Source organism: Clostridium beijerinckii, from assembly GCF_008705175.1.
GTDB classification, from domain to species: Bacteria; Bacillota; Clostridia; order Clostridiales; family Clostridiaceae; genus Clostridium; species Clostridium beijerinckii.
On the sequence record NZ_CP043998.1, the window covers coordinates 3,351,591 to 3,369,409 of the forward strand.

General features: G+C 28.5%; 16 protein-coding genes and 2 pseudogenes. 3 read left to right on the forward strand and 15 right to left on the reverse strand.

The annotated features are described in order from the left end of the window. Nucleotides 1-384 precede the first annotated feature (384 nt). Nucleotides 385-1,113: a DUF421 domain-containing protein gene (locus F3K33_RS14950; RefSeq protein WP_012059136.1), complete on the forward strand. Its 729-nt coding sequence runs from the start codon at nucleotides 385-387 to the stop codon at nucleotides 1,111-1,113. Between the two features lie 14 nt (nucleotides 1,114-1,127). After that, a complete protein-coding gene (locus F3K33_RS14955; protein WP_039771402.1) occupies nucleotides 1,128-1,493 on the forward strand; it encodes a DUF4363 family protein in 366 nt (121 codons plus the stop codon). 60 nt (nucleotides 1,494-1,553) lie between these two features. On the opposite strand, the gene F3K33_RS14960 is transcribed toward F3K33_RS14955, so the two are convergent. The 10 genes and pseudogenes from F3K33_RS14960 to F3K33_RS15000 form a co-directional block, all read right to left on the reverse strand. After that, a complete protein-coding gene (locus F3K33_RS14960; RefSeq protein WP_039771404.1) occupies nucleotides 1,554-1,916 on the reverse strand; it encodes a DsrE family protein in 363 nt (120 codons plus the stop codon). A 189-nt stretch (nucleotides 1,917-2,105) separates the two neighbouring features. Further along, nucleotides 2,106-4,592: a CoA-disulfide reductase gene (locus tag F3K33_RS14965; RefSeq protein ID WP_039771407.1), complete on the reverse strand. Its 2,487-nt coding sequence runs from the start codon at nucleotides 4,590-4,592 to the stop codon at nucleotides 2,106-2,108. A gap of 786 nt (nucleotides 4,593-5,378) precedes the next feature. After that, nucleotides 5,379-5,624, reverse strand: a pseudogene (locus F3K33_RS26620) (FAD-dependent oxidoreductase); the annotation flags it as partial. 64 nt (nucleotides 5,625-5,688) lie between these two features. Next, nucleotides 5,689-6,009 carry a rhodanese-like domain-containing protein gene (locus F3K33_RS14975; RefSeq protein ID WP_039771410.1) on the reverse strand — a complete coding sequence of 107 codons (321 nt, stop codon included), beginning with the start codon at nucleotides 6,007-6,009 and terminating at the stop codon, nucleotides 5,689-5,691. Between the two features lie 55 nt (nucleotides 6,010-6,064). Continuing rightward, nucleotides 6,065-6,205: pseudogene (locus tag F3K33_RS14980) on the reverse strand (Crp/Fnr family transcriptional regulator); the annotation flags it as partial. 141 nt (nucleotides 6,206-6,346) lie between these two features. Continuing rightward, nucleotides 6,347-7,003 carry a 4Fe-4S binding protein gene (locus tag F3K33_RS14985; protein ID WP_039771415.1) on the reverse strand — a complete coding sequence of 219 codons (657 nt, stop codon included), beginning with the start codon at nucleotides 7,001-7,003 and terminating at the stop codon, nucleotides 6,347-6,349. Between the two features lie 459 nt (nucleotides 7,004-7,462). Next, a complete protein-coding gene (locus F3K33_RS14990) occupies nucleotides 7,463-7,756 on the reverse strand; it encodes a hypothetical protein (RefSeq protein WP_039771416.1) in 294 nt (97 codons plus the stop codon). Between the two features lie 397 nt (nucleotides 7,757-8,153). Further along, the gene (locus tag F3K33_RS14995) at nucleotides 8,154-8,903 is read right to left on the reverse strand and encodes a 4Fe-4S binding protein (protein ID WP_338032037.1); all 750 of its coding nucleotides are present in this window, start codon (nucleotides 8,901-8,903) and stop codon (nucleotides 8,154-8,156) included. Nucleotides 8,904-8,940: 37 nt separating this feature from the next. Next, entirely contained in the window at nucleotides 8,941-9,144 is a 204-nt protein-coding gene (locus F3K33_RS27045) for a 4Fe-4S binding protein (RefSeq protein ID WP_308463433.1), read from the reverse strand. Nucleotides 9,145-9,352: 208 nt separating this feature from the next. After that, on the reverse strand, nucleotides 9,353-9,778 hold the full coding sequence (locus F3K33_RS15000) for an SHOCT domain-containing protein (protein ID WP_243141289.1): 426 nt from the start codon (nucleotides 9,776-9,778) through the stop codon (nucleotides 9,353-9,355). A gap of 264 nt (nucleotides 9,779-10,042) precedes the next feature. Between F3K33_RS15000 and F3K33_RS15005 the strand changes: the two genes are divergently transcribed. Continuing rightward, on the forward strand, nucleotides 10,043-11,419 hold the full coding sequence (locus F3K33_RS15005) for a DUF2334 domain-containing protein (RefSeq protein WP_039771418.1): 1,377 nt from the start codon (nucleotides 10,043-10,045) through the stop codon (nucleotides 11,417-11,419). 208 nt (nucleotides 11,420-11,627) lie between these two features. Here the strand turns inward: F3K33_RS15005 and helD are convergent, their stop codons facing one another. From helD to F3K33_RS15030, 5 genes are all read right to left on the reverse strand, one after another. Continuing rightward, a complete protein-coding gene (helD, locus tag F3K33_RS15010) occupies nucleotides 11,628-13,895 on the reverse strand; it encodes an RNA polymerase recycling motor HelD (RefSeq protein WP_039771419.1) in 2,268 nt (755 codons plus the stop codon). 404 nt (nucleotides 13,896-14,299) lie between these two features. Next, nucleotides 14,300-14,845 carry a metal-dependent hydrolase gene (locus tag F3K33_RS15015; RefSeq protein ID WP_039771421.1) on the reverse strand — a complete coding sequence of 182 codons (546 nt, stop codon included), beginning with the start codon at nucleotides 14,843-14,845 and terminating at the stop codon, nucleotides 14,300-14,302. A 238-nt stretch (nucleotides 14,846-15,083) separates the two neighbouring features. Next, nucleotides 15,084-15,557, reverse strand: coding sequence for a spore coat protein (locus F3K33_RS15020; RefSeq protein ID WP_039771423.1), 474 nt, complete (start codon nucleotides 15,555-15,557; stop codon nucleotides 15,084-15,086). A gap of 124 nt (nucleotides 15,558-15,681) precedes the next feature. Next, on the reverse strand, nucleotides 15,682-17,091 hold the full coding sequence (locus F3K33_RS15025) for a HAMP domain-containing sensor histidine kinase (protein ID WP_039771425.1): 1,410 nt from the start codon (nucleotides 17,089-17,091) through the stop codon (nucleotides 15,682-15,684). Then, complete coding sequence (locus tag F3K33_RS15030) at nucleotides 17,088-17,804, reverse strand: response regulator transcription factor (protein WP_039771427.1); 717 nt, start codon at nucleotides 17,802-17,804, stop codon at nucleotides 17,088-17,090. The genes F3K33_RS15025 and F3K33_RS15030 overlap by 4 nt, the downstream gene beginning before the upstream one ends. Nucleotides 17,805-17,819: the final 15 nt, after the last annotated feature.

Consider the following 17,819-nt stretch of genomic DNA (forward strand, 5'->3'; position numbering starts at 1 on the left):
CATTATATCGGTTCTATTGGTTCTTAAAAATCAAAAATAACTCTTATGTTATATATTTATATATGTAAATTCCAAAATAGTAAACAGAAATTATTATGATAGCAATGTTGTAAGGCTAATTTTTCTTTGATTCCTTTAGTTTTTTCTATCAATGCCTTTCCAATTGTTCCTGTAGATATAGCGTGGAAACAATAATCTATAAAAGTAAAGATCGATATAAGCCATACACGTCCTAATGATCCCTTCTCGGTTTTTATGTATTTATTTGCTACCTCCGAAAAACCTTTTATTCTTCCGGAACTACATAAAAATTAATTTAACAGTATAAAATATGATTCAAGTAGAATAATAAATATATCCTGTTAAGATCGGAGGTACTGATAATTGAATGAAGGATTAGTAGTTTTTGTGCGTGCTATTATTGCATTCTTTTCTTTACTTATTTTCGCAAAGATACTTGGAAAACAACAAATAAGTCAACTGACATTCTTTGATTATGCCCTTGGAATAACAATTGGATCAATTGCTGCAACTCTTACTACGGACTTATCAAGCAGGGCATGGCCTCATTTTGTTGGATTGCTTACTTGGTGTTTACTTGGATATTTAATGGAGTACATTACCGAGAAATGGAGATACGCTGCAAAATATATCGAAGGCGAACCTACAATTGTAATTATGAATGGCAAGATAATGGAAAGTGCATTAAAAAAAATGAAATATACAGCATCAGATCTCATGGGACTATTAAGAGTTAAAGATATTTTTGATTTGTCTCAAGTAGATTTTGCAATTATTGAGCCAAATGGCCAATTATCTGTTCTAAAGAAACCAGAGTATGAACCTTTAACACCTAAGGATATGAGTATTCAAAAAGAACCAAGCGGTATAAGTACTGAACTCATATATGATGGAATTCTTATAAATGAAAATTTGAAACAACTTAATAAAACTGAAAAATGGCTTATGAATCAACTAAAAATTCATAAAGTTAAGGATGTTTCAGAAGTATTTCTTGCGACCTTAACTCCTTCTGGCTCCTTATATATAGACAAATATGATGATCATATGGTAAAAGTAACTGATATTGGTGATTATAAAGGACCATATTAAAGGAGGAATTTATCATGAGAAAATTTTTAGTAATATCGATACCTATAGTTGCACTAATTTTTTTTGTATTAATCATGCTTAGTGGCAATATTTTGAAGGAACCTATGGGCAATGATGATAACATTCCTGAATCAATACAGCTACTTATACAGGATATAGAATCAGGAAATTGGGAAAGTGCCAATATTAAAACAGACAACCTCTCTAATTCATGGAAAAAAATAGCCAAAAGAGTTCAATTTAGTTCTGAAAGAGATGAAATAAATCAATTTGATATATGCATCTCACATCTTCGCGGTGCCATAATGGCTAGAGATAAATCCAGTTCACTTATTGCTTTAAATGAGGCTTATGCTCATTGGAATGACCTTGGAAAATAAATATTAGAGCTTTTCTAAATGAATAATCTGCTTGTTAAAATACATAAAACTATAAATTATTCATGGTTTTATGTAACTATAGCCGTCACTTTGATTATTTACAAGTTCCAAAATTCCGGTAGGAACAATATCTACAAACGACATTAAATCTTCCTTTTTTATACTATAAGATTTTAACGCATTGTTACACGCAACAAACTTAATCCCTTTATGATCTAACTCTTTCATTTCACTGCTAATCCTTAAATCTAATTCATTATCGTAAGCATAAGCCTTTACAGCTTCTGAATTTGCTAAAATTTCAATATTAAAATTGTTAGTATTTATAGCCTCCAATAAATTATTTGTATTTTTTAGGACTATACTCCATTTACTTAGTTCATCTATATGAAATATAACTTTATATTCTAAAATGATAGTCATCTCCTTTTAAAAATATACTATAAGCTTCATATATCTTTATTTTTCAATTAATAATATGAAGCCTATAAAGATTTTACATGGAATTTTTTAAGCACTTTTTTATTTTCCATATTGTATTTTTTCACAAAGTCCATTTTCTTACTAAACTCTATCCTTAAATATAATATCAAGAATAGCAGATATTATATACTATATAAATAAATTTAATCCAGAATCTTCTGTTGCCCCCAGATATGAAGCAACTCCACCTATTTCAACTCCATCAATAAATTCTTCTTTTTTTATTCCCATTAAGTCCATACTCATTGAACATGCAACAACTTTAACACCCATGTCTATGGCATTTTTTATTAAAGTTTCTAGGTTATCGACATTATGCTTTTTCATTATTTGCTTTATCATTGCAGGTCCCATTCCCATCATGTTCATTTGTGATAACGGTAATTTTCCAGGATGAGCTGGTAACATAACGTCAAACATTTTTTCCATCATATCCTTAGAAACACTAGGCTTATCTGCACTCTTTAGTATATTAAGCCCCCAGAATGTAAAGAACATAGTAACTTCTTTCCCCATAGATGCTGCTCCTGTTGCTATTATAAATGAAGCTATTGCTTTATCTAAATCTCCACTAAATACAACCAATGTTGCTCCATTCTTTTCCACAACATTTGGTGAAGAAGCATTTTTCCTTAAGTCTGATGATGTTCCCTTTTGAATATATGCTATGAAGGCCTTTTCTTTATTATCAAATTCAGATTTTAATAAAGTATTTCCTGTTGAATCACACCATGATTTTATGTCTTTTGTAAATCCAGGATCACTTGCTTTAACTTCTAATATATTGCCATCTTCCATCTTCTTAATTTCTTCAAATACTCTTTTTATTGGACCTGGACATTGGAGACCGCATGCATTTAACATAGCATTTGCATTTATTTCTGTTATATCTAGATCTTCTAATTTCATTACAGCCACCTCATCTTTTATTTCTTCATTATTTTCATATTGATTTTTAATGCTTTCTTCTGCTCTTTTTACATATAGATATGTCTTTACACCACCATCTATATTTGCGCACCGTATTCCATTTTGTTCTAGAATTCTGCAAGCAACATATCCTCTAAGTCCAACCTGACAAGTTACGTATATGTTTTTATCTTTTGGAATTTCATTTAATCTACTTCTTAATTGCCCAAGAGGAATATGAATAGAATTATCAAAACCTCCCGTAACTAATTCGAACTCTTCTCTAACATCAATTATTAATGATTTTTCTTTGTCTAATTTATCTATTTCGTTCCATTGAATTGTTTTCTCAAATCCTTCAATAATATTTGATGCATAGTATCCAAGCATATTAACAGGATCTTTTGCTGAATTATATGGAGGTGCATAACAAGGTTCAAAATCTTGTAAATCAAAGACTGTAAAATTTCCTTTAATAGCAGCTGAAAGTACATCTATTCTTTTTTCAACTCCATCAAGTCCTACACCTTGAGCCCCAAATATTTTTCCTGACTTTGGATCAAATAGCAATTTAAAAGCTATTGGGAATGATCCAGGGTAATATCCAGCATGAGAACCTGGATGAATATGAATAGTCTCGTATGCTATCCCTAATCTCTTTAGTATCTTTTCGTTATTACCTGTTGTTGCTACCGTATAGTCAAACACTTTTGCAACTGATGATCCAAGAGTTCCTTTGTATTCAGTATTTTTTCCACATATATTATCTGCTACTATTCTTCCTTGTCTATTAGCTGGCCAAGCAAGTGGAATCATTGTTGGCTTTTTATTTACAAAATCCATAACTTCTACGGCATCTCCTAATGCATAAATGCTTGGGTCAGAAGTTTTCATAAATTTGTCAACTACTATGGCGCCTCTTTCATTTAAGTTAAGATTAGCTTCTCTTGCTATTGTTGTTTCTGGCTTAACACCAATTGATAATATAATCATATCAGTTGTGATTTCTTTTCCGCTACTTAGTATTATCTTTTTACCTTTACTCTCGAATGCAGACACTCCGTCTTTTAATATTAATTCTACATTTTTATCAATTAAGTGTTCATGTATTATACTTGCCATTTCTATATCTAGAGGAGCCATTACCTGCTCACCTGCTTCTACAAGTGTAATATCAATTCCTCTAGCATGAAGATTTTCGGCCATTTCAAGTCCTATAAATCCACCTCCGATTACAGTTACATGTTTAGGCTTGTTGTTATCTACATAAGATTTAATTTTATCTGTATCTGGTATATTCCTTAAAGTAAATAAATTATCACATTCATTTATCCCAGGTATCCCTGGTTTAAGTGGAGCTGCGCCTGGAGATAAAACCAAAATATCATAAGTTTCTTCATATTCCTCATTTGTTCTATAATTCTTTATTTTAACCTTTTTATTTTCTTTATCTATACTTATAACTTCATTTAAATTTCTTATATCTAAATTAAACTTGCTGCTCATTTCTTCTACTGTTTGAACTATTAATTTTCCTCTTTCATCAATAGTTTCTCCTATGTAATATGGAAGTCCACAATTAGCAAAAGATATGTATTCACCTTTTTCCACCATAATTATATCAACATTTTCATCTAGCCTTCTAAGTCTAGCTGCTGTAGATGCACCACCTGCAACGCCACCAACAATAATAATCTTTTTATTCATAAGAATCTCTCCTTTTAATTAACTAACTAGTATTGGAAATCATAAAATTGCTATTCTTTTATATCTTCAAGATATATTCATTAATCTAGTTTTCTGCATTGCAATATATCTTAATTTAAGTTTAATTTATATAGTTATTATTGTCTGTGACTTTATCACACATATGACTTTTTAGATTATTCTTTTGAAAATTGTGTTATATTTTTATCCTGTTTAATGCTGCAACCTATATATATTGTGCAATATTATAATAAAATTTCTGTATATTAAAACAGGTAGTCTAACCACAATTTAGACTACCTGTTTTGCACATTAATTCTTATGCCACTATTTATAAATATGCATTTACTTTATTTGTTATATTTTATTCTAACATAAAACCTGCTAAGTCTTCTACAGGAATTCCATCTTTAAGCTACATTAAACCTACTATTAATAACCTTGAGTCGTCTTACTCTTATCTAACAGTTTAGATACACCAGACTTTTCCTAATTTTCTATCTCATTAGTGGCTTCTTTAAAAGTCATTCTTTGCCCTACAAGTATACCTACCATAATATATTTCTGAAATAAATGTTCTAAACTAACTCCACCAGTAGCTTCTTCTAATGCATCATCAACTAATGGAGTAATATATCCAATCCAATCATCAGGGCTAAAATCATATGTATCTACCAATGCTACCCTAGCTTTAGATGCAGTATTTTTACTTTCTACAAGTATTCCAATCTTAGGTATTCCGCTAAGTTTTGTAATCACTCCATGATGAGAATTAAATTCTATTGTTAAATCTTTATTTACTCTCGCTTGAATATTATATTGAACTAGAAATTTTTCTGGACTCATTAAAACCAATCTATCAGCTTCATCTATTAACCCACTTAAATGATATGGTAATGCACAATTTGAAAAAGATACATGTGGTCCTCTTTCAAACATTATTATTTCATCTTCTTCACTAAGCCTTCTAAGTCTTGCTGCAGCTGATGCTCCCCCTGCAACTCCTCCAACTATTAATATTTTCTTCTTCATAATCACAAACCTCCTATTTAACTCATAAATTCTTATTTAAATTGTGAAATTTCCTGAGACTAAACTATTTTCTTTTAGTTCCTACATATGATCCAATACCCCCTGAAACATTAACAACATTAAATCCTTGACTTGTAAGTGTATTGCAGGCTCTTGCACTTCTGCCGCCTGATTGACACATTATGTAGTATTCTTTACTTTTATTTAGGTATTTTTCTGGCTCATTTAAAAGTTTACCCATTGGTATATTTTTAGCACTTTTTATACTACCACCTTTATACTCATAATCTTCTCGAATATCTATCAACTCAACCTTCCCTATTAACCCATCAATATCATTTACATTTATTACTCTTCCATTATCTTTCTTAAATAATCCAAACATTTTAATTCCTCCTCAAAATTTATCCTAATAGTTTTCTTTAATTCCTCATATTTCATTAACTTTTTAGCATTTCATTTAAATCCTTTAGTACTATTATTCTTCCTCCCTTAATTTTTATATATCCTCTTTTTTCAATGCTTTTCAAATTCCTGCTTATAACTTCTCTTACCGAATCAACTTCGAAAGCTAATTCACTTAATAGCTCCACAAACTTTATTGCTAAAATATAATAAAACAAATTCCATTTGAAACTCTTTTCTAAGGCTCCAATGAAATTTATACATTTGGGTATGCAATTTTTAATTTTGTACCTTAAATCAGAATCATTTTTCTATTCTTATTTTATAGTAATTTTATTATACCCTATTGCCTTTTTAGGGCATGCTGTTGCACACTTTCCACATTGAATACAATCTGGATGACTTAATATATCACCTTTATAATCATATGGCACTAAACCTATTGGGCATTTCTTTTCACAAATTTTACATGAAACACATGAAGATGATACATGCAATACTTTTTTACTTTTTCTAAATTTTCCTGTAATTGATGCTAGAGTTCCCATAGGGCAAAAGTTGCACCAAGTTCTATGATTGTATACTAATGATAATGCTATACCTATTATCGTTGTTACAACAATCAACCTATAGAATACCATTCCTATGCCGTAAAGGTCACCCCAATTTTTATATACACCTGAAGTAAACACACTCATCATTACTGTTAGTATTATAGCTCTAAAATAATATGACTTAAAAAATTTAGGTGGTATTCTTTTATTACTAAATTTTGAAACTACATTATCATAAAAATTTCCTCTTGGACATAAATTCCCGCACCAAAATCTCCCCTTATAAATAGATACAATTATCGGTGCTATCATACAAACGGCTGCAACTACAGCAAATCTTAAATCAAACATACCTAATACTATAAATGCTATTAATAGTGTAAATGAATACTTCTTCCATAACTTTGAACTTTTTTCCATTATTATCCTCCCCGAATTCACTATAATTATTTCATATAAATTTTATATTGTTTAAACACTTCTTCTTTATTCTATTAAATCATTCTATAATTCTCTGTAACTTTGTCACGAACTATCATAAATTTTGAATATAAAAATGATAACCTGCCATTTAATTTAAAATAGCAAGTTTATCATTAATAAATAATTAAAATAAAAATATCAATCCAATGTCCTTTTAAAATTTTTAATTCCATTTTTCCTGTATGATGCTAAAAATATATCCATCTCTATCATTTAGCGCTTCAAAGCTATTATACATTTTTAAGAAACTCGCTTCCTTTCTTAATACTAAGGATATAATCTTTTAATCATTCTAGGAATAAGTATTTTTTACATTAAACATCTACTTTAATATAATTCCTCCACAATCTCTAAAAACAAAACAGGCTGTGGAGGTAGTTCAATCATTTATGATGATTAGCAAAACTCTAGCCGTAACAACATTTGATTTTGTATTGCTTGGCTATCTCTGACATCATAAAAAGTGAATTCAATTTTACCTTCATTGTTCTTTGGGATATCTTCTAAACTTTGGCGAACTAAAGAAATATAAGCATCATCAAATCTATATAATAATACAGATGCCTTTACAGAATTTTGCTGTTGGTTTGCTGTTTGAGCATGGGCTTCTTTATAGCTATTTGAAAATATCATAGTAAAAATAAAAACTACTAATTCTATAATTAATAATATCTTTTTCAATAGTTTCATTTAAATCTCTCCTTTTATCTAACATTACTATTATCTATAAATGCGCAAATACTTATTAAAATTAAATTTTAAACACATGTATTAAATCGAATATACCAATAAAAAAATCGCAGGCGACTGTGGAGCCGTAGATTTTTTTTACGCATCTGCCTTTCCGAACGCATGTGAGGAAAATCTGGCAGGCGAATAAGATTTCTTTTTTATTCTTTTTCTATACAAAAACTAATTAAATAGCCTTCTTCATAAGTTATCCACAGATTCTATTACATTATAAATTCCTATAGAATAAAAAAACAGCAGCAATAGAGCTACTATTTTCTAAATCTATTTAATAATAAAACTTCGTAATTCCTGCTACAAGTGTTCCTTGTTCTTCCTGTATCATCACTTAATTTGATTATCTTAACTTTTCCCTCGCCCCTTCTACATCAAAATCAAGAATTGTATTTTTAATATCTTTTACTTTAGTATCTTTTAAAATAGATTCTGGTAAATCAAGTTTTTTATACACTTCATTTATATGCATACTTAATCCAATTGATAATTCCTCCAAAGTCATATACCCTTTTATTTCTTCTGGATTTATTTTTGTTTCCGAAGTTATAGGCGGCGGCGTAATCTCATATATTCCCATAAGTTTTGTGATTCCTATTCCTCCAAAGAATAGTACAAAAACTAATGATAACACAAACACTGGTTTAATGGATTTATTACTAATCTTAAATTCTAATGTATTATTTTTAGGACATGAAAGTATACAGCTTTGGCAATTAATACATTCAGCAGATTTAATTTCCTTAAGTTCAGAAACTTTGATATTCACAGGACAGTTTTTATTGCATATCCCACAATTAACACAAGTATTCTCATTTCTTATGATTTTTGATGGACTTAATTTTGAAGCTATTCCATAAAATGCACCCATAGAACAAAGATATTTACAGAAAAATCTATCATATAATAATGAACCAATTAAAATAACTATTAAAATAATTAAACCAATTGAATATTCGTCAATTAAAGATTCAAATCCTGCAGATGCATGTCCATATGCAGCCCAAGGATCATATGGATTTACCCATAAACCAGCAGTTATCCAAGCAAAATACAATGTAACTATGAGAATAATATATTTAAGGTATCTCAAAGGCTTGTCCATGCTTTCTGGAATAATAAATCTTTTTCTAAATACTTTTTTTTCCTATGACTCCAAAGAATTCTTGAAGTGCTCCAAATGGACATATAAGCCCACAAAAACTTCTTCTAAAAATTAATGCTATAATCAATGTTATTACAAAAATAATTATTGTACCTGAAAATATTTTATCTATAAATGTTCCTCCAAAAATTAAGTTGTAAAGTGACTCTAATCCTCCATAAGGACACAAAGCATGTATAGATGGTCCTTACCTCCTCCTCCTAGAAGCTGGTGGAGATAAGCTTCTACAGTACTATGTATCAAAAATATCGCAAGTAGAATATAACGTAGACTTTTTAAAACTTTATTATTTGGCATTTATTTTCCCCCCTAATACTTTTTATTTGTTTCCATTCAATAGTTTTTATGAATTTATATTCTCTTTATGAAAAGCAATTCTATTTCCTAAGTTTAAACTCATCATAGGATAATCCCCCTTTAGCAAGTCTTTCCTTTGTAATATTATCAATATTAGTACTTTCAATTTCATTCTTAATGCAAAAAAACTCTTTGGTGTCTACTTCACAGTGTGCATATCTTTTTAGAAGTATTGTAATATAGGGATTAGAATCCTTTGTATCTTCAATAATAGCTTTTCTTTCTATATATTCATCAGCATTAATTATTCCTAAAGCATATTTTTCTTTAAGAATATCAATTAATCTTATTAAATATGGATTTTCAATTTTCTTATTTCTAAATAGAACAAATAAGAAAACTGCAAAAATTATAAAAACAAATATTAAAATATCTGAACCCCAAAAGCCATATCCCATATTATAACCATACCCATTTCCAAATCCCATATGGTATTCATATCTCATAAAATCACCTCCGTCTACATAATTGAGAATAAAATAGTTATCGAATGAATAAATGCTCTTAATTTTCAGCTGCACATATTCTGAAGAATATACATTGTCGTATTCTTCAGAAATATCTATTAAAAACATTTCCAAGACATTCAAAATATTTAAGTATTTGAATATTCTATTTGCTTTGCATATATTTATGACAACTATTTGCCACAAACTTGTAGTAGTATATTTTTTGGAAATTATTTTATTAATAAAGAGGCGAAAAAATTTATGCAGAAGAAAAAGAAAGTATCCATTTTTTTAATATTATCAATATCTTTATCAGTTTTTATATTCTTTCATCCACTTTTTTACTACAAGTTTTTAGATAAGGATTTAACTGTTATAAACAATACTGTATATGCTAGTTCACTTCCAGATAATACTTTTAAAAGCACATATACTCCAAAAATCAAATTCGAAGATAGACCTGTAACAAAGGTTAACAGCATAAGTTTAAATATTTTAGATGAATCTAATATTACTAATGTTCCTATGCTGCTTAAATCACAGAGATACTATATACCACTCAATTTTATTTGTAATAAACTCAACTATACTATTGATATTTCAAATAATAAAATTTCTTTATCTAACAAAGATAATAAAATTTCTTTAACTGAAAATTCTTATACTAAAAATTCTAGGACAGGCTCTCTTCGTGGGGATCTGATAAATAATGATGGCGTTAACTATATTTCTATTTCTGATATAGAGGAACTTTTTAATTTAATTTCTATTTTTGACTTTAAAAACAATAATATAAGCTTACTTGATAACAGCGTCTCAATACCTAAAAACTCTTCAATATCTTATAGTGATAAAGTTGCTTTAATAAGATTAGAAGATTTCGGATGTGGAGGTAATTATTCTAGTGATAAAAATCAAACAAAAATAAAATTAATGGCGAATCTTTTTTATTCACAAGGAATGAAATATCACGTTAGCTGGATTCCTAGATTTAAATCTCCTACTGAGAATATTGATAATGATTTATTGACAACTGACAATATAACAAATGTTGGATTTGTCAATCTATTAGATTATCTCATTAATAAAGGTGGTGAAATAGGACTGCATGGTTATACTCATCAACATGATGATGAAAAAAGTGGACCTGGGAATGAAATGACTAAAGATGTGAATAATACAGTTGATCAAGTACGTGATATAGTCGAAAAGGGAATTGATACTGCAAGTGCTTTAAATATTCCTATTTCTTACTACGAAAGTCCTCATTATGGGGAAACTGAACTTCAAAGAAACGTTATTGAAGATTATTTTCAATTTATATATGAACCTTTCGACAGTACACGAAACAATATATATAATTTAGATGACTACCATTTATTTGTTCCAACACCTTTAGGATATGTACACAATTCAGACCCTACATCCATAACTGATGGGCTTAATAATGATGATCCTGATATACTTCATAGTTTTTATTATCATCCATTTGTTGAATTAAATTATATACATTTTAATATTGATGATAATAAACTTAATGTAACCTATGATGAAAATTCTCCGTTGCAAAAAATAGTTAAAACTCTTAAATCCGATAATTATGTTACAGTTCATATTGATGAACTTATAGATAAATAAATTCAAAAACTTTCAAATTTATTTATTTCTCTTTTTTACTTAATAAAGATTATTGACATATGCCACTAATAATATAATCATAATATATAAACGGCATATGTTAATAATCTTTTATTATATAATCAACCTAAACTTCTATAACTTTAAGTAATGTATTAGCCTATATGTTCTTTCCTTTCCAGTAACTTTTATAGCAGATAAATTCTCTCTAAATTAAATTTGTAGCTTCATCTTTTATTATTATATATTCTAAATGTAATGCCCTAGTTAAAGAAACATATAATAACCTTTCATCTAAAATGTTTTCTTTATAGTTGTCTTCACTTGGATTCAATATTATTGTACAATCAAACTCCAATCCTTTTGTTAAATATGATGGGATTATTATTAGATCTTCTGCTATTTCTTTTTCCTTGCCTAATATTAGTTCAAAATTATATTTGCTTTTTCCTTTTAGAAGTTTGTATATCTCTTCACCTTGTAACATATTTTTTGTAATTATTGCTACTGTTCTTTTTCCGTGGTTCTGCACTTCATTAATGATTTTCTCTATAGCTGAAATATACTCATATCCACTCGAAATTTTTACTATTCTAGGCTTTTCACCATGTCTTAAAACTGGTTTAGCATCCTTTAGTCCTAAGTTTTGAGATTGTAATGTTTTCTTTGCAAAATCAATTATTTCAACTGTTGATCTATAGCTTTGCGTCAATTGAATGTAGGTTGCATTTCCTTCAAATACTTGTTTGGTTATATCTTCCCACGTCTTTAGACCTTTATAATAATAAATACCTTGAGCTAAATCTCCTACTAAGGTTAACGCATTACCTTTAGCAAAACTATTAACTAAATATACTTGGAATGGGCTATAATCCTGAGCTTCATCCACTATAATATATTTAAATTTTTCTTCCTCATCAATTCCTTCAAGTAAAATTCTTATATATGCAAGAGCTGGCAAGTCATCTTCATCGATTATATTCTTCTCAAAATTACTATTAAATTCTTCCTTCATATAATCTGCCAATACCTTAGGAATCTTACTTCCAGTTGCTGTTTCAAATAATTCATCATTATAAAAATTATAATAGATATCTCTAGAATTTATATCCTTCCAATCTTTAAAGTAATTATTAAATTCCTTTTTACCGTTAGTTTTTACATTTTCCTTTATTTTGTCTCTCTCTTCATATAGACTTATAAGCAATTTTCTTCTTTCCAGTGAATCTTCATTTTCTCTTCTTATTTCTCTTATTTTCTTTTCCCATTCATTATCTATTTCTATTAATAGGCTTTCTATTCTTTCTTTTATTTTCAAATTTAAATATCTTTTTATCTCCTTTTTTCTTTTGTTAATAGGATAAGCTTTTAAATCTTTTATATATAACCTCATTATTTCTTTTTTATGAAATAATATCTCATTTCCAACTTTAATATCTTCAATATGAATTGCATCTCTTTCCATTAATGCTATATATCTATCAAGCATTGTTTTAAATAGCATGGTTCCTTTAACTTTGCTTGAATTTACAATAAGCTTTTTTAGATTTTCATCATTTTCTTCTATTATCTTTAATAATTTTTCATCCTTATTATAAACTTTTCCTTTTAGTTTTAACTTTGATAATACCATTTCCTCAAAAGTACTTTGATTTACTTCTTCCGCTCCAAGGCTAGGTAAAATATCTGAAATATAACTTAGAAATAGTTTATTAGGAGCTAAAACTAAAATTTCATCTCCACTCATGCTTTCTTTATATCTATAAATGAGATAAGCTAACCTGTGTAACGCTATTGTTGTCTTACCCGAACCTGCTGACCCCTGTACTATTATAGGCAGATTTTTAGGCCATCTTATTATTTCATTTTGTTCTTTCTGAATTGTTGCAACAACTTCTTTTAGCTTTTTACCACTGCTTTCTTCAAGATTTATCTTTAAAAACTCATCAACTAAATTTTGTCCTTCTTCTTCATTTATAATGATGTTATTTATTCCTTCATCAAATACTTTTTCTATATCACTATTCTTATATAAAAATTTTCTTTTTAATTCTAGCTTTCCTTCAACTATTCCTTGTGGTGCTTTGTAATACGCATCTCCACCAGTTCCGCTATAATAAAGATCCGCAACTGGAGCTCTCCAATCAACAACAATTTCTTCTCCATCTTTGCTATTACTTATACCTTTTTTCCCAATGTATATACTTTCAGTAAACCCCATATTTTCTCTAAAGTCTACTCTACCAAAATAAGGCTCTATTAAAGACTCTTCATATTTCTCAATATCTTGAGATAAATAACTAAATATTCTTTCATTAGCCTGCTTTTCTTCACTAAAGCTCTTTACTTGTTTATTTAAAGTTTTAATTTTTTCCCCTACTTCTTCAAATTTTTGTTTCTTTTCTTTTAATTCTTGTTTTATTATATCTTTCTTCTGCAGTAATACGTCTCTTTCTTCATTCAAAATTGTATCCATATTTACACACTATATAATGACAGGTAGCAAAATTCATTATACTTTTCCTTCCATTAAGATAAATTACTATAATTAGGTATTATACCATAATATCTCGAATTAATAATTTAAATTTTCTAATAAATTTTCACTTCTAGATCAATGTATATTATTTTACTAAATACAGTCAGAACTACTCGCTTGCAGTTGGTTTTTTAAACACCAAAACATAAAATTAAAAACTCAAGTAATTTCTTATTGGAATCACTTGAGTTTTTAACGTTCTGTAAATATAATATTACTTCGAGTCACTTTACTCTTATCTAAAAGTTTAGATATACCAGATGTTTCCCAATCTTCTATCTTACTAGTTGCTTCATCAAAAGTCATTTCTTTCCCCACAAGTATACCTATCATGATTAACGCTATAACTTTCCTTTATTTAAAAAACATTTTATTTGCCTTCTCCTAAAAAGTCTTATAAAGAAATATGCAATAATAGCAAAGCCTATTAATTCAGGTAAATAATAAGTTGGATCTGTGATAAGTCTAACAATATCGCTATTTACCCAATTACCTTCTGGTCTTGCAGGAAACTTCCATCCCAAGTATGGCCAAAACAATATATTAGGATATAACCACATGCTATCTAATACTAAATGAATAGAACTGGCGATACCCAAGAATAAAATATTATTTTTTCCATTTCTATTTATCATATATATGCCTATCAAAATCAGAACTAGAGAAAACATCAAGGTATGTCCAAATATTCGGCTATTATGAAATACACTGCGAAATACCCCAGCACCAATTGGCTTATCAATAATATCAGGTAATATTGATCCAATCAAAACATATCTATAATCAACAAAAACTTCCTTGCCACTTAACTTATTATCTTTATGTAAAATCACCTCATATGCCTTTATCGCTTCAGTTGTTAACCCCAAATGTCCAAAAAAAATCATTCATTTTCCTCCATTATTATAAAAACTATTTTTTATCGGTTCTAGTTTTTTAATTGCAATATAATCTATTTTTTTGTTACAACTAATTTAACAAAATAACTTTTCATTAAATTTTATCACTAAAACTCTTATGTAGTCAATTTTACCCTATAAAACATAGATATAAATTATTAAAAGTACAAAAAAACTCAGCCTAAAAAAAGCTAAACTTTCTTATACTTTTAATAATGTTTTTTAATTATTGAACATTATACATGCCTTTACTCTCCATATACTTAAATATAGATTCTCCATGCTTTTGTTCTTCTTTTTGTATATGATTTAATACATCTCGTACTTCAGTATCCTTGAATTCAAAAATTGCAGTATCATAAGCTCCTGATACATATTTTTCTGTCATTAATAAATCTGAGCATATTTCCTTATCTGACAAATTACTCGTAGAAGCTTGAGATTTATTTACATTTTGATCAACACCTTGGTTTTTTTGTCCACCTTGTTGTCGATTCATCTGAGGAACATTGCCACTTAGTAACTGATTAATTGTATTAAGATGACTTCTTTCAATTTGCTCATTATTCTTACAAATTTGTTTCAACTGTGGATCCTGTACCTGATTAGCATAATTTGAATATTTTTGTATACAAATTTCTTCATGACTTTTTTGATCTTCTAGTAACATTCTTTCTTTTTGTGTTAAATTTACTTGCATAATAAAACACCTCCATTTTTATTCTTTGAAAGTGTTCTATTTTTTATTCATTTATAATTGAAATTTATCAACCTCTTTTTTTACATCATTAAAGCTGTATTATAATTTCTTTGACCAGTTATAATTAATGGTTTAACGGAAAATAAATAGTAAATTTAGTACCTTGATTAATTTTACTCTCTAAATATATCTCCCCTCCATGGGCTTCAACTAATGCTTTTGTGATTGTAAGTCCTATACCTGATCCTCCAGTCTTTTTATTTCTTGATAAATCACTTCGATAAAACCTCTCGAAAATATAAGGTATATCTTTTTCAGGTATTCCAATCCCATTATCAATAACTTTGATAACTACATTCTCATTTTCATTTTTTAATTCAACTTTTACTTTTCCGTTAGGTTTTAGATATTTGTAAGAATTTGAAAGCAAGTTAGTTATAATCTGTTTAAATTTATCCACATCAATCATTGCAACTATATTAGGAGTTATACTAGTATCTAACTCATAATTTTCCTTGCTATAAAGTGGTTTAAAGGTATATATAATTTTTTCTAATTCTTTAGAAATATTAATCCTGCTTTTATTTAATCCTATACTAGTCTGCTCAAGTTTTGATAGATCACGAAGGTCATCAATCATTTTAGTCATTCTATCAATTTCTTCAAAAAAAACTTCAAATCTCTCACTAGTTGGTTCCCAAATTCCATCTGCAAATGCTTCTATATGAGTTTTTAATGTAGTTAAAGGGGTTCTTAATTCATGCGCCATATCTGAAGTTAATCTTTTTCTTAGCATTTCTTGATTATTTAAAGATTTTGCAAGATAATTCATAGAATCAGACAGCTCAACTATTTCTTTAGTACTTGAATTTACCACTGCCTCTACATTTAAATTACCATTTCTCATTTCGTTTGCAGTTTCCGTTATTTTAGCTAAAGGTTTTGATATTTGTCTTGAAATGATTATGCTGATAATAACTCCAAATATTAAAGCTGCAATAGCTGATATCAAAAATGAGTGATTTAATGTACTTATAAACGTTACTGATGCAGAAGATAAATAAGAAGTTCCAAAGTAACCCACAATTATCTTGCCTTCTTCCTTTTCATCAATATTTAGAGGATAATTTTCTTCAGTGTATTCCCCCATGTTTATTCCAGAATAATTACGCATCATCCCAGCCATAGGTCCCATCATATTTCCACTTCCCATCATTCCTCTATGCTGCAAATAAGATTTTCCTGAAGTATATATTGTATTATCATTTAAATCCCTAATTTCTATATATAATTCCTGTAATTCAGCATACCTTTGAATTTCATCATTATTTACTTGTGAAAAGTTTTTTTGTCCACCATATAAATCATCTATAATCTTTACCGCATTATCTATTTTTTCTTTGTGTTCATCAACTAAGTAGTCTTTAAATTTATTTCCTACTGTATAATTTGATATAGCACTTGCTAAAATTATCGAACCCAATACTGCTAAAATAAAGCCTAAAGATAATTTCTTCACTAAAGATACCTTCATTTTTTTACCTCATCATTACTCGGAATGAATTTATATCCCATTCCATATACAGTTGTTATATACGTAGGTTCCTTATGATTACTTTCTATTTTTTGACGGATATTTTTAATATAAGAATCAACTGTCCTGTCAAACCCTTCATAGTTTGCTCCAAAAGCTTTTTCTACTAATTTTTCTCTTGAAAATACTTGTTCTGGATTTGAAAGAAAAATTATTAAAATTTTAAATTCATTTGCTGTCAAATTTACAACCACGCCTTGCTTCTTAACTACCATCTTTTTAATATCTACTTCCAAATCTCCGTTATTAAAAATCAAAATATCTGCCATTGGAGAAAAATCTCTGTAAGCTCTCCTTAACAATGCCCTAACCCTTACTACAAGCTCACGAACACTAAATGGTTTTGTTAAGTAATCATCAGCTCCCATCGATATGCCTTCTATTTTCTCGTACTCTTCTGCTTTTGCAGTAAGCATTATAATGGGAACACTCGATATTGCTCTGATTCTATTGCATACTTCTTCACCAGTCATTTTAGGAAGCATTAAATCTAAAACAATCAAATGAATATTTTCGTTACTATATATATCTAACGCACTTTTACCATCCATGGCTGTAATAACATCAAAGCCATCTTTTTCGAGGTATGCCTTTATTACATCTAATATATTTTGTTCATCATCTACAACTAATATTTTGAATTTATTATTCACATTTACACCCCCAAC

Coding starts and splice junctions, on each gene's coding strand:
- F3K33_RS15015 (WP_039771421.1), bottom strand. CDS start 14,845: ATGATTTTTTTTGGACATTTGGGGTTAACAACTGAAGCGATAAAGGCA.
- F3K33_RS14990 (WP_039771416.1), bottom strand. CDS start 7,756: ATGAAACTATTGAAAAAGATATTATTAATTATAGAATTAGTAGTTTTT.
- F3K33_RS14965 (WP_039771407.1), bottom strand. CDS start 4,592: ATGAATAAAAAGATTATTATTGTTGGTGGCGTTGCAGGTGGTGCATCT.
- F3K33_RS14975 (WP_039771410.1), bottom strand. CDS start 6,009: ATGTTTGGATTATTTAAGAAAGATAATGGAAGAGTAATAAATGTAAAT.
- helD (WP_039771419.1), bottom strand. CDS start 13,895: ATGGATACAATTTTGAATGAAGAAAGAGACGTATTACTGCAGAAGAAA.
- F3K33_RS15000 (WP_243141289.1), bottom strand. CDS start 9,778: ATGAGATATGAATACCATATGGGATTTGGAAATGGGTATGGTTATAAT.
- F3K33_RS14985 (WP_039771415.1), bottom strand. CDS start 7,003: ATGGAAAAAAGTTCAAAGTTATGGAAGAAGTATTCATTTACACTATTA.
- F3K33_RS15020 (WP_039771423.1), bottom strand. CDS start 15,557: ATGCAAGTAAATTTAACACAAAAAGAAAGAATGTTACTAGAAGATCAA.
- F3K33_RS14960 (WP_039771404.1), bottom strand. CDS start 1,916: ATGACTATCATTTTAGAATATAAAGTTATATTTCATATAGATGAACTA.
- F3K33_RS15025 (WP_039771425.1), bottom strand. CDS start 17,091: ATGAAGGTATCTTTAGTGAAGAAATTATCTTTAGGCTTTATTTTAGCA.
- F3K33_RS14955 (WP_039771402.1), top strand. CDS start 1,128: ATGAGAAAATTTTTAGTAATATCGATACCTATAGTTGCACTAATTTTT.
- F3K33_RS15005 (WP_039771418.1), top strand. CDS start 10,043: ATGCAGAAGAAAAAGAAAGTATCCATTTTTTTAATATTATCAATATCT.